At 45.1% G+C, this 12,473-nt stretch carries 10 protein-coding genes, 4 pseudogenes and 1 riboswitch; of the genes and pseudogenes, 7 read left to right on the forward strand and 7 right to left on the reverse strand.

Annotation, left to right across the window (positions count from 1 at the left end):
- Positions 1-125: 125 nt before the first annotated feature.
- A riboswitch (cobalamin riboswitch) is annotated at positions 126-317 on the reverse strand.
- 254 nt (positions 318-571) lie between these two features.
- A pseudogene (gene argS, locus QNH10_RS00470) lies at positions 572-2,237 on the reverse strand (arginine--tRNA ligase).
- Positions 2,224-2,658: a YwiB family protein gene (locus QNH10_RS00475; RefSeq protein ID WP_283733098.1), complete on the reverse strand. Its 435-nt coding sequence runs from the start codon at positions 2,656-2,658 to the stop codon at positions 2,224-2,226. The pseudogene argS and the gene QNH10_RS00475 overlap by 14 nt, the downstream one beginning before the upstream one ends.
- 161 nt (positions 2,659-2,819) lie before the next feature.
- On the opposite strand from QNH10_RS00475, the gene QNH10_RS20310 reads away from it, so the two are divergent.
- The 3 genes from QNH10_RS20310 to QNH10_RS20320 are packed head-to-tail and all read left to right on the forward strand — an operon-like array spanning position 2,820 to position 4,875.
- Positions 2,820-3,515 carry a transglycosylase domain-containing protein gene (locus QNH10_RS20310; RefSeq protein ID WP_347177947.1) on the forward strand — a complete coding sequence of 232 codons (696 nt, stop codon included), beginning with the start codon at positions 2,820-2,822 and terminating at the stop codon, positions 3,513-3,515.
- Entirely contained in the window at positions 3,509-4,234 is a 726-nt protein-coding gene (locus QNH10_RS20315) for a penicillin-binding transpeptidase domain-containing protein (protein WP_347177948.1), read from the forward strand. Before QNH10_RS20310 ends, QNH10_RS20315 begins: the two co-directional genes overlap by 7 nt.
- Positions 4,201-4,875, forward strand: a complete 675-nt coding sequence (locus QNH10_RS20320; RefSeq protein ID WP_347177949.1) for a penicillin-binding transpeptidase domain-containing protein — start codon at positions 4,201-4,203, stop codon at positions 4,873-4,875. Before QNH10_RS20315 ends, QNH10_RS20320 begins: the two co-directional genes overlap by 34 nt.
- Before the next feature lie 463 nt (positions 4,876-5,338).
- Here QNH10_RS20320 and QNH10_RS00485 read toward each other — a convergent pair whose 3' ends face one another.
- Positions 5,339-5,869 (reverse strand): YwhD family protein, encoded by a 531-nt coding sequence (locus tag QNH10_RS00485; protein ID WP_283733099.1) that lies wholly within the window; start codon positions 5,867-5,869, stop codon positions 5,339-5,341.
- 68 nt (positions 5,870-5,937) lie between these two features.
- On the opposite strand from QNH10_RS00485, the gene thmT reads away from it, so the two are divergent.
- Entirely contained in the window at positions 5,938-6,126 is a 189-nt protein-coding gene (gene thmT / locus QNH10_RS00490; RefSeq protein ID WP_283733100.1) for a 2-hydroxymuconate tautomerase, read from the forward strand.
- Between the two features lie 125 nt (positions 6,127-6,251).
- On the opposite strand, the gene QNH10_RS00495 is transcribed toward thmT, so the two are convergent.
- Both QNH10_RS00495 and QNH10_RS00500 read right to left on the reverse strand, forming a co-directional pair.
- Positions 6,252-6,761 carry a YwgA family protein gene (locus QNH10_RS00495; protein WP_283733101.1) on the reverse strand — a complete coding sequence of 170 codons (510 nt, stop codon included), beginning with the start codon at positions 6,759-6,761 and terminating at the stop codon, positions 6,252-6,254.
- A 16-nt stretch (positions 6,762-6,777) separates the two neighbouring features.
- Positions 6,778-8,075, reverse strand: a pseudogene (locus QNH10_RS00500) (HD domain-containing protein).
- A gap of 198 nt (positions 8,076-8,273) precedes the next feature.
- Between QNH10_RS00500 and QNH10_RS00505 the strand changes: the two are divergent.
- Positions 8,274-8,908, forward strand: a pseudogene (locus QNH10_RS00505) (RsfA family transcriptional regulator).
- Between the two features lie 143 nt (positions 8,909-9,051).
- On the opposite strand, the gene lipL reads toward QNH10_RS00505, so the two are convergent.
- Positions 9,052-9,885 carry an octanoyl-[GcvH]:protein N-octanoyltransferase gene (lipL, locus tag QNH10_RS00510; protein ID WP_283733102.1) on the reverse strand — a complete coding sequence of 278 codons (834 nt, stop codon included), beginning with the start codon at positions 9,883-9,885 and terminating at the stop codon, positions 9,052-9,054.
- 185 nt (positions 9,886-10,070) lie between these two features.
- Here lipL and hemQ point away from each other — a divergent pair, with 185 nt between their 5' ends.
- Positions 10,071-10,820 (forward strand): hydrogen peroxide-dependent heme synthase, encoded by a 750-nt coding sequence (gene hemQ, locus QNH10_RS00515; protein ID WP_283733103.1) that lies wholly within the window; start codon positions 10,071-10,073, stop codon positions 10,818-10,820.
- A 330-nt stretch (positions 10,821-11,150) separates the two neighbouring features.
- On the opposite strand, the gene QNH10_RS00520 is transcribed toward hemQ, so the two are convergent.
- Positions 11,151-12,005, reverse strand: coding sequence for an aminopeptidase (locus QNH10_RS00520; RefSeq protein WP_283733104.1), 855 nt, complete (start codon positions 12,003-12,005; stop codon positions 11,151-11,153).
- A 152-nt stretch (positions 12,006-12,157) separates the two neighbouring features.
- Between QNH10_RS00520 and QNH10_RS00525 the strand changes: the two are divergent.
- Positions 12,158-12,466 (forward strand): annotated as a pseudogene (locus QNH10_RS00525) (cell wall hydrolase).
- Positions 12,467-12,473 lie beyond the last annotated feature (7 nt).

Below are 12,473 nucleotides of genomic sequence, written 5' to 3' on the forward strand. Positions count from 1 at the left end.
TCTTTTCCTCCTGTTTGTTCCAAATAAAAATCCCCCGTTTTGTGAACGGAGGAATGTGCTTAGTAAAAATACGGCGTGCGAAAAGAATAACTGTGCCGATTTCCACCAAACCTATCCTCGTAGGGTACGGGTGACTCATGAAGGCAGGTCTCCTGGCTCGTGCATCAAACGCATTGCCTGCGCCTTCCCGGAAGTTTTTCCAGTGGCGTTCTTGCGGCAAGACTAGCACATACAGTGGCGGGACCGCGCCGGCATTGAACCGACTTCCCTTTTAACCCCGGCGTTGACGGCGGGGCACCTTCATGTTTGGTTATGTAATTTTTGGTACGAGATTAATTATACTATAGATTTTTTTGTTGTCGAGGGGCGTTATGAGGGATTGCGGGGATTTATGCGTGAGTATTGTGATTTATGCGTGATTGTGAGGATTTATGCGTGATTTTAGGCATTTATAAGTTTTTGGGAGGATTTATGCGGGATTGCGGAATTTTATGCGTTTTTGGGCAGGATAATTACTTTTATGCAGACACTAAAAAGCCCCTCCACTGTTTGGAGGGGCAAATCGATTCGATTACATTCTTTCCGGAGCGGATACGCCGATTAGTTTCAATGCGTTTGCGATTGTTGTGCGTGTTGCAGTTATTAGAGATAGGCGTGCTTTGGACAAGTCGCGGTTTTCAGGGTCAAGCACTTTTTCCGCGTTGTAGAAGCTGTGGAATTCCGCGGCAAGCTCTTGGATATAGATTGTGATCCGGTGCGGAGCGCGCATTCTTGCTGCATCGCTTACTACCCGCGGGAAGTCGCCGATTTTCTTTAATAGCGACGATTCTTTTTCGGATTGCAATAAATTCAAATAATCCGTTGAAGCGGAAAGATCTGATTCATCCGCTTGTCGCAAAATTGATGAAATCCGAGCGTGCGCGTATTGCGCGTAGTATACAGGGTTTTCATTCGACTGCGAAATGGCAAGGTCGAGGTCGAAGTCCATCTGTGAATCGCCCGAACGCATTGCGAAGAAATAACGGACTGCGTCAAGACCTACGTCTTCAACAAGTTCGCGCAACGTGACAGCTTTCCCGTCCGCTTGCTCATTTTGAACTTTTCGCCGTCTTTGTAAAGCTGCACCATTTGTGCAACTTCCACTTCAAGTGTGTCGCGGTTGTAGCCCAACGCTTCAATCGCTGCCTTCATACGCGGGATATAACCGTGGTGGTCAGCACCCCAGATGTTGATGAGCTTATCGAAACCGCGGCGAAGCTTGTCTTCGTGATACGCGATATCCGGCGTCAAGTACGTATATGTGCCGTCATTTTTGATAAGTACACGGTCTTTATCGTCCCCGAATGTTGTTGAGCGGAACCATGTCGCACCGTCTTCTTCGTAAACATGCCCGTTCGCGCGTAATTTATCAAGCGCGATGCCGATTTTCCCATCCGTGTAGAGGGATGTTTCAGAGAACCAGTTATCGAATCGTACACGGAAATTCTCAAGATCCTGCTTCAATTTCGCCAATTCGAAATTAAGTCCGTACTCTCTGAAAAACTCCTGACGTTCCTTTTCTGACGTATTTACGTATTTATCTCCGAATTCCTCAGCTAATTGCTTGCCGATCCCTATGATGTCTTGTCCATGGTAGCCGTCTTCTGGCATTTCTTTTTCAAGACCCAATGCTTGGAAGTATCGGGCCTCGACTGAAAGGGCCAAATTATTCACTTGATTGCCCGCGTCATTGATGTAGTATTCTCTTGCTACATCGAAGCCTGCAAAATCGAGGATGTTGCTTAATGAATCGCCGATCGACGCTCCGCGAGCATGTCCAAGATGTAAGTCACCTGTTGGATTCGCTGAAACAAATTCGATTTGTACTTTTTCGTTTTTGCCGTAAGTGGAACGACCGTAGTTTTCCCCTTGGGAAAGAACCGCGGTAATGACCTCGCCTAACGTATCGCTTTTCAGCTTAATGTTGATGAAACCTGGACCTGCGATCTCGACAGATTGAATAGCTGTTTTGGATGTATCTATTTTCTCAAGTATTGCTTCAGCTATCGCGCGTGGTGGCTTTTCGCGATTTTCGTCAATTGCATCGCGATGTTTGTTGCATAATCGCCGTTCTCCTTGTTTTTCGGTGTTTCGAGGAGGATATCGGGAATTTCAGTGCTTTCTGTAAGTCCAGAAGCGACTACCGCCTCGCGAAATGCTTCTTTGATTTCATGTTGAATCTTTTCAACTGCGTTCATTATTTTCCTCCGTGTAGTGAATCGTCATTTCATGTATGCCAAGAAGTGCGTCTTCCACATGTAATTCGTAATGTGCCGTAAACCTGTTTTCCATTACTTCGAGTTTCGTCGTATTTACTAATAAGTCAAACGTCGCTGGACCTGCGCCATATGTACCTGGTCGAATTTCTCCGACAGTGAAAGGCAGACGCATTTGAACTGCACCTGTTCTCATGATCAATGCATCCGGTTCATCCAATTTGACAGTCGTCCTCACCTGTTGACCGTTCGTATTCTCTTCAAATTGCAAATACGTTTTACCTGCTTTTTCAATCAAAATCCCTGAAGCTATCAGTTCATGTTTATCCGCAGTTTGGCCATCGTGCCGGATTGTGGACTGAAGATGAACATTCACATTACGTCCTTCTATGTTTGATTTCACACGTGCACCGCCCTTAAGGTTCAAAATATCTATTCATTATATCGTTTTCCACCCTAGTATTCCAATAGATGATGATAATATCATTTTCTCCCGTTTTTTCAGTTTAATCTTCTTCTTCCTGTTGCATACTGACTGCAAAGAACGGTGGGAGAAGGGATTGCATGAAAAGAGTAGAGTATATAAAGAAGAAAAAGAGACGAGTATTTTTACGACGTTTTTCCATGCTGGCGATTACAGCGGTAACTGCGTTTTTCACTATGTTTTTATGCCTTCGTCTATACGCTCAAATTACAGGCGCTCCTTCTTTAAGCGTCCCAAAAGCGAGTGTGTTTCTTGATAAGAACGGGCGGCAAATTGGTGATAAATTTTCCGCAGAACGTCGATATTGGGTTGATCTTGATGAGATTTCCCCGTTTTTGATCGACGCCGTAATTGCGACAGAAGATAGGAATTTCTTCAATCATAACGGATTTGATTATAAACGAATTGCCGGAGCTGTTTTGAAAGATATTAAATCGATGCGTAAAGCGGAAGGCGCGAGCTCCATTACCCAGCAGTATGCCCGTAATTTATTTTTAACACATGAAAAATCATGGACCCGGAAGATTAAAGAGGCATTGTATGCGTACCGGCTTGAAACTTTCTATGAGAAAGATGTCATTTTGGAAGGCTATTTGAATACGGTCTATTTCGGTCACGGAATGTATGGTGTTGAGGCTGCAAGTCGGTATTATTTCGCGAAGTCTGCGAAGGATTTGACACTTGAGGAATCGGCGGTCATTACGGCGATTGCGAAAGGTCCATCGGTTTACTCACCACGTGATTATCCGGAGCAATCCCGGAGAGGCAATTGCTGATCCTTTCGCTTATGAAGAATCAGGGATTTATCACTGAACAGCAAAGGGACCGTGCGGCGGATATTGCAATCACGTTAAGAACGGATGACTGGGCCGACATGAAGCAGATCGCCCCTTATTTCCTTGCTGAAGTTTGGAAGGAAGCGGAGGAGATTTTGAGCAAAAAAGGACGCTACCCCGCTGAGGGTGGTTGGACAATCCGGACAACCCTTGACCAACATCATCAGAAGACGGCCGAGGAGTACATCGCGAAATATATGCCTGATAGTGAGCTACAAGTCGGGTTTATGTCAATTGAGACTGAAACCGGGGCCATCACATCGCTCGTCGGAGGCGTGAATTATTCGGAAAGTCCTTTCAATAGGGTGACACAAGCGAAACGGCAGCCTGGTTCTGCAATGAAGCCGATATTATATGCGGCGGCGCTTGAGGAAGGTTACAACCCATTGACGTTCAAGTCTACGGAACGGACAGTTTTCACCTATGATGAAGGACGCTCCACCTATGAACCGAAAAACGTTAATGGGAAATTCGCTGGCCATCCAATTTCCCTGGCCCAGGCAGTTGCCATTTCAGATAATATTTATGCTGTAAAAACGCTTGAGGATATCGGATATAAGAAATTCAATAAAATGGCGGAGCGCTTAGGGATTAACGTTAATTCCAGGAGTCACCGGCAGTTGCGTTGGGGACATCCGAGGTTTCATTGTTGGAAATGACAAACGCCTATAACAGGATTGCTTCAGGCGGATTGCAAGTCGAACCTACAACCATATTGTCCATTACGGACTCGACAGGAAAGACGGTATACGAGCAGCCGAAGAAAAATACGAAGCGGGCCATTACCGAACAGGATGCATTTGTGCTCACCCATTTACTGACAGGAATGTTCGACCCCGTTTTCAATGATTATTCCGTTGCTACCGGTCTTTCAATGCGTTCCAAGCAAAGCAGGCCATATGCCGCTAAATCAGGAACTACCATTTCTGACCAATACCTTATCGGATACACGCCGTCACTCACTGCCGGAATTTGGACAGGATATGACGTCGGGCAACAACTGACGGACCTTCAGGATAAAGCCGCATCAAAGAAAATTTGGATCGACTTCATGGAAACGGTGCATGCTGGCAAAGCACCCGAGCCTTTCATCCCACCGAAAGGCATCAGCAGTATAAAGGTCGATATCGAAACCGGTGGAATCGCGGTCAACGAATGTCCGAAACAGCGACTTATGTACTTGAAGGAAAAAGACATGCCACAAAAACTTTGCACCGACAAGAACTTGCGCGAACAGAATAACGGCCAGGACAGTGAGTCAGGAACTTTTGAACTGTTTCCATTTTCGTTTTTTGAATAGACATTTTTTTAGTGATTGAGAAGTTTCGGGCAGGGAATGAGAACTTTTTGTGGATAAATGAGAAGTCTTCGGTCGAGAAAGAGAAGTTACTCGGCGTTAATGAGAACTCCAAGACCGAGAACGAGAACTCACGATACGTTAACGAGAACTCCTTGACTATTAACGAGAACTCCTGGGCCATGAACGAGAACTCTTGATGTATTAACGAGAACCGGCAATTCATTCAAAAATCAAAAAAGCTTTGCCTTCCGAAATTCATCGGAGAGGCAAAGCTTTTTTACCGTCGCATGCAGTCTGTCTTGTGATGGAGCATTGCTTGGGTTGGTAATGAACCAGCATTTGACAGAATATACATGTTCCGGTTGTCCTAGCTTACAAGTGCAAGCTGTAGTTTCAGTGTACTTCCTTTTGAACTGACATTCAACCTCAGAAGTTGCTGTATATGGCAAGTTTCACAGTTTGTTCATAATTCGGGTGAATCTACGGCTAAATCGATGTGTAATTTCGGTTCGCTTCGGTCCCACATCTCTTTATTATGCGTCGAAAGGAAATTGGAGAGAATCTTTTTCGATTTATCATCCATAAAATCGACCATTATATGCCGCTTCATTGACTTATCCATTCTATTGACATGATCGGCAAGAATTTTATATCCTCTGCGCTTCTCTTTGTTTACAACCATTTCGCATGCAGTAACGCCGGCATAGTAGGGGCCTTCTTCCTTGAAGTCGATAGTGACCCAGACGAGCCAGTATGGTTTCCCGCCTTCGGAATCTTCTCGGTTCGTCGTGAATTTTACACCGCGTTCCGTGTCGCTGCGGGCATGCATCGCACCGAATTCGATGCGCGCCTCCTCTTCATTGATGTCGACGATTACCGGCGAGACGTTTTCGAGTGACAATGATCCGATTCCGAACCCTTTATGCCCATCGGTTGGATCATCTTTTATGATGGTAAATCCTAATTTCTGTTTTGGTTTCTGCTCATTCGTCATTTCTATTACCCCTCCCATTCTGCTATTATATACACTATACCTAAAGATAGTCGAAAGGGGGAAATAGTATGCCAATCGTAACTGTAAAAATGCTTGAAGGCCGCACGGATGAGCAGAAACGCAATCTCTGTGAAAAAGTGTCTGCGGTCGTCGCTGAAACGACGGGTGCTCCGATTCAAAACGTTTCTGTCATTATCGAAGAAATGTCCAAAAACCATTTTGCAACTGGAGGCAAACGCGCGAGCGACGCCAACTGATCGAAGCGATGTGAGAATATAAATCCTCACATCGTTTTTTATTGGGTTTTAGGGTTCTTGAGCGCGGGGTCTCCATCACTTTATTCCAATAAAAAAATCCCCTTTCATAAGGGGATTCGGTACTATTATGCGACTGTCGAACACGTTGGGAGTTCTGCGATGAATGCGAAGGCGTCGTTCATTTCGTCTTCGCTGAAATTTAGTTTATTTTTCACGATATGCACTTTAGCGATTTGCTCGTCCTTTGGTAGGTAATCGAAATAAAGCAAAGTGGAAACCAGTTCAAGGAATCTTGAACTTTTTCCGTTCAGTCTGCTGAGGAGATCGTCTAAACTGGCGTGAGGAGATTCCGCCATTTCGACGAATCGTTCCCCTTCCTCCGTTACATTATAGCTATATTGGACGTAGGAACCTTTATCTTCACAGCTTTCCGCGAGGAAGCCCATTTCGCATAGCTCCTCGACTCGGAGCGTTAATTCCTCCGAATAAGGTCCGTACATATGCAACTCATATTTTTCAGCAAAAGGGAAATCCATCTTTTTAGCGATATAGATCATCTTTTGCAGCTTTTTCCGTCCGTTCACTTCATTTGCCATGGCAATAAATTGCACAATCTTGGCATGTTCTTGCAACAAGCCACTCCACTCCTTCCTACCCTCTTAACATCCGTAAAATTTTATCGTACAAAGGGTTTTCATCCCTTTTCGCAGCCAACAGATCCTCTGGAAAATAAATTTTATGGTCAGTCCTTCGTTTACCTGATATCGCATCAACAATCTCCGATGAACGGGATAGCTCACGCAGCTCCCCGCTTGGCATCTGTAAGTAAATTGGCACGCGTTCATTTTCTTCACCTGGACGATAAAAATCGTATGGCAGGTCCGAAGATGAATCTGTGACAAGATAATATTCTGGATTTATGTCAGCTTCTTTGAATAGCTTTTCAAGTTCGCCAATTTTCCGGTATTCCGTCGCAGGATCGAATTCAGCGTATTGAAATAGTCGGCGATTCAGGAAGCGATCGCATAGGTCCGCCAAGATTTCATCTTTTTCATTGCGCCACCATTGGAAATAGGTCATCAGTACGCCTTCATCCAACGATATGTACTCCTCGAGCCCGAATGTCCGGTCGAAAAATGATTTGAATTGGACAGGCTCGTAAGTGAACTTGTAGCCGCTTTTATGTAGATATCTTGCACGATGCAGGATTTTCATCAAAATGACCTCTGCGCTTCGCGAAACCGGGTGGAAGTAGACTTGCCAATACATTTGGTAGCGGCTCATTATATAGTCTTCCACCGCGTGCATTCCACTAAACTTGATAACTACCTGTTCCTCGTCTGGACGCATGACGCGAAGAATTCGCTCCATGTCGAAATGACCGTAGGATACGCCAGTGTAATAGGCGTCCCGTTGCAAGTAATCCATTCTGTCTGCGTCGATTTGGCTTGAAATGAGGCTGACGACAAGCTTGTCCGGATAAGTCTTGCCGATGACATCTGCAATTTGTTGAGGAAAGTCCGGCGAAACGCGGCGAAGCACTTTATTCACTTCCGTGTCCCCTGTCAGGATGTCTTGCGTGAACTTTTCATGGTCAAGCGCGAATACCTTTTCAAACGCATGGAAAACGGGCCATGTCCGAGGTCATGCAACAAGGCTGCGCAAAGTGTCAGTAATCGTTCTTCAGCATTCCATTCCTTTTGCCCGCTAAAACCGTCATCAATGATCCGCCTAACAATTTCATAGACGCCTAATGAGTGTTGAAAACGGCTGTGCTCCGCTCCGTGGAAGACAATGTAGGTCGTCCCTAACTGCCGAATCCTGCGAAGCCGCTGAAATTCGCGCGTGCCGATGACGTCCCAAATCACTTTGTCGCGCACATGGATATACCGGTGGACCGGATCCTTGAATACTTTCTCTTCGAAAAGCTTTTCATTTTTATAGTCCACTTATTCATCCACCTCCGTCGATGCCTTTTCTTAAGTATATCAAAAAGTCGAGAAGGTGGAAGATGAGAAAAGGACGGTTTTCTTTGAAAAGAACTTTATATTTTTTGGAAAGTGTTTTAGTTTGAATGAATAAAAGGATTCAACACTGTCCACACTGACCGTAAGAAAGAGACTATTAACATGGCAGGAGGCAAGGAGATGGTGAAAGTTAGACAGGATGCTTGGCTCGAGGAAAATGATATTTTATTAGCCGAGACGGTGTTGCGGCATGTCAGGGAAGGCAGTACACAGTTAGGCGCATTCGAAGAAGTGGGCGATGCCCTTAATAGGACAGCTGCCGCTTGCGGATTCAGATGGAATGCAGTCGTTCGCCGCGATTACGAGAAAGAACTATCTGAGGCGAAAAAGGAACGGAAACAGGCAATGCGTGTGTTAGGTGCTGATTTCAAGCGACGCAGCCAACAGCTATATAGCCCTTTGCAAGGGGAAGATCAGGAAGAGCGGACGCCTGTCCACTATCCGCATTATCCCTTGACACCGTTATTGCTTATTTAATTCGTTTACATCATAGCGGCGGAGGCGACTCTGAATCACTCAGATGGAAACAGACTGCAAAAATCGCAAATGAGAAAGTCGAGACTCTTCAAAAAGAGATTGAAAAGCTTCAATTGGAGAATAAAACCTTGAGAAGCGACTACGAACAGTTCGTGCAGATCATGAACCGCGCCCGTAGATTAGTTACATTGGATGATGACACTGAGCGTACCGCCCCGGTCTTCACGATGGAGCGTAACGGCAACCTCGTATCAAAAGAACCGCCGATCAATCATTGATCCGGCGGTTTTTTATTTTTGGGGAGGGGGCGTTTATGCGTAATTGCGTGAGTTTATGCGTGTCTTGTGCGATTTATGAGTGATTCTACGCGTTTATGAGTGATTGCGCGCGTTTATGCGTGTCTAACATGATTTATGCGTTTTTAACCTCTTGCAAGCATTTTTTGATTTCGTTCGACGACGCGATTTAAGTAGAACAGATAGAGTTCCATTTCTTCCGGCGTTAGGCCTGCCATTTGGAATTCTTCTGTTGAAAGCGCTCGGAGCAGTAGCTGGACACGAATGTTGATGTCGCTGACAGTTAGTGGTTCACCTAAAAGTTCCGACAGGGATGCCATTACTTCCGGCTGTATCGTTGGGTAGGTGAATTTTGTCTGCTCGCCTTGCAAACCGTTTTCGTATAAATCGCGAATGAGTTCTGCACGTTCAGCGCCGCTGCCTTCCACGCATAAATATACTTGGACTGCGACGCCTTGCCGTAGTCTTCTTTGGGAAATCCCTGCGAACTTGCGGCCGCCGATGCTTAAGTCATAAGTGCCCGGACAATAGGAGCCGACAATTTCATAGGCTTCTATTTGATCCGCTGCTTCCGGAAACAGCATGCGGACAAAGGCTAACATTGATTCATAACCTTCCGGAATATCGATGGATCCGTCCTGTTCGGATAGAATAATTGAAATATTGAGCACGCCTTCATCGAGCACAACAGCAAGTCCACCTGAATTCCGGACAATTGTTTTATAGCCCGCTTCGTGAAGCGGCGGCAACGCGTCATCGATATGCGGCAAACGGTGATCCTGGATGCCTAAGACGATTGTGTGATCATGCACCCATGTGCGGACGGTCGGCACGGTCATTTTCTGGCCGACGAGATGGCAAAGTGTATCATCCATTGCGAAGGACTCAAGGGCGGAGCGATTTATTGCAATCATCGATTCGTCGATGAAGCGCCATTTTGGTAATTGCAAATTAGACATTTCATTATCTCCCGGTTGTTAGATCAGTTTTTTTCCGCTATAAGCATACACCAGATCATGCCTGAGGAACAGTTATACACTTCTTGTCGATTATGTGAAGTTGGCGACTCAGAATCATGTTTTTGACTTCGTTGTGTTAGACTATGGGGAGAAGTAAATCAACGTATAAAGGAGTTTGAATTCATATGAACGAAGCAGCGATTACACTCGATGGCTGGTATGTATTACATGATTTCCGCACGATGGATTGGGCGTCTTGGAAGTTGATTTCAAAAGAGGAGCGTCAGCAAGCGGTTGATGAATTCATCGCTTATTTGGATAAATTACAGCAAGCCGATGATAATAAAACCGGTAGCCATGCATTTTACACGGTTGTGGGGCAAAAAGCGGACTTCATGTTGATGACGTTGCGCCCAACGATTGACGAATTGCAAGAGCTTGAAGCGGAATTCAATAAATTGACGATTGCAGACTATACGATTCCTGCGTATTCGTATGTTTCCGTTGTGGAATTGTCAAATTATCTTGCGGGTGAATCCAATGAGGATCCATACCAAAATCCGTATGTACGCGGACGTTTGTATCCGGAATTGCCACGTAGCCAGTACATTTGCTTCTACCCGATGGACAAGAAGCGTGATGGCGAGGATAACTGGTATATGCTCAGCATGGATGAGCGTAAGGCTATGATGCGTAGTCACGGGATGATTGGACGCGGCTATGCGGGCAAAGTGAAGCAGATCATTTCCGGTTCTGTCGGTTTCGATGATTTCGAATGGGGCGTTACGCTGTTTTCAGATGATGTGCTTCAGTTCAAGAAATTGGTTTATGAGATGCGTTTTGATGAAGTGAGTGCGCGTTATGGCGTATTCGGATCGTTCTTTATCGGGACGATGTTGGATGGAGATAAAAAAGCTTCATTTTTTACTGTTTGATTAAACGTGCAAGGAGCCGCCAATACTGGGGCTCCTTTTTATAATGTTGATTTCCGCTACAGGCGGACGCTTTCCGCCGGCATGGCTTCAGCCTCCTCACTACGCTTCGCTTCGTTGCGGGGTCTTCAGCTCATGCTTTTCCGGCAGGAGTCGCCGCCTTTCGCTTCAATCAACGGAGATCACTAATATAGGATACGAAAAGTCCATAAATCGTCTCAATCACGCATAAATTCACCTAAAAGTCCATAAATGTTTACAAAAACGCATAATTCCACAGAAATGTCCATAAACGCTCGTAAACACGCATAAACCACGATAGTGAATGAATTTTCATCCCCTTAAATAGCTTATAATATCCTCTTTCAAGTCATTTCCATTCCAAAACGTCAAAGCTGAGTCTTCACCGAGACGATTTACGAGATGTTCAACGTAGTCCGTGCCTAACAAATAGCCAATACGGTTATGGCCGAAATAGGAGCCTCCGGAAAGTCGGAACCATTCTTTTTCCTTCGCCATATCCCATTCTCCTATTAAGGCATCGTCTAAAAATCGTCGCTTCACTTCGGCTTTATTTTCCTCGTAGCATTTCACCCATGGTTCCCCGTCGTCATCATATGTAAAATAAATTGGTTCCGATAGACCCGGGACTGTCTGCTTGGATAAATACGTTGCAGCGCCTTCTGTGAAAAGCGTCGTCAAGCCGTGCATCCAATCGACTGTGGACCAATCCATACCTTGACGGGTTGCCATTGAAAAATGAGTGACATGTCCAATTTCGTGCGCGGCAATCACTTTTAGGTGGTCATGTTCTGGTGATAATTTTTCGACGGCAAAATAGATTTCCCTTCTGTTGTCCCTTGTCACGAATGCGTTTGAGCCGAATGTGCCGACAAGCATTTTATAACTCATCTCAACATCAAGATTATATTTCTTTTGATAAACCGCAGTCATCTCTTGAAGAATTGCCGGCAGACTTTCTGAAATGGAACGGATATCGTAAAATTTTTCATTATATTTCTTGAGTGCCGCTTGCAGGCGTTCCTCTGTTCTTGGGCAATGAATCGGAAAATAGTTTGCATAGACCCTTTCATGTTCATTTAAATACGCTTCCAACTCAGCAAATGTTTTATCTTCGCCCGCTCCCCAAAAATCAATGAAACTTGGTATATTATTTTCAATTCGCATGCAATCCCCCCTTCCCCTTAGTATACATGTATCCCAAGATAGATGACTACACAATTCACTGGATTCAGAACCCTCGTTTCAGAAAGGGTTGGGAAGTTTTTTGGTCATGAATGAAAGTAGTAAAGCATATGGTTTACCGAGGGGGTTATGCTGTGGCAGTTATAAAGTACACAGATAAGGAAGTTGACTTGCTTGCAAGGTTGATGCGCGCAGATGCAAAGGTGAAAGGCAGCTTGGTATGCTGATGGTTGGAAATGTCGGAGTCAACCGAGTGCGTGCTGACTGTTTGGATTTTAAAGATGTCCGGAACCTCTAACAAATGGTGTTTCAGCAACCCGTTCACTCTGGTTTTTCGAACCATCTGGCGATTGCCCTGTCCAATGGTACAATCAATGGAACACCGGAAGGTACAAAGCGCATTGCTTCTTTTCCCTAGTGCACAGGATTGTCCACAAGTTTAATCCAATT

Source organism: Sporosarcina thermotolerans, from assembly GCF_030067815.1.
GTDB classification, from domain to species: Bacteria; Bacillota; Bacilli; order Bacillales_A; family Planococcaceae; genus Sporosarcina; species Sporosarcina thermotolerans.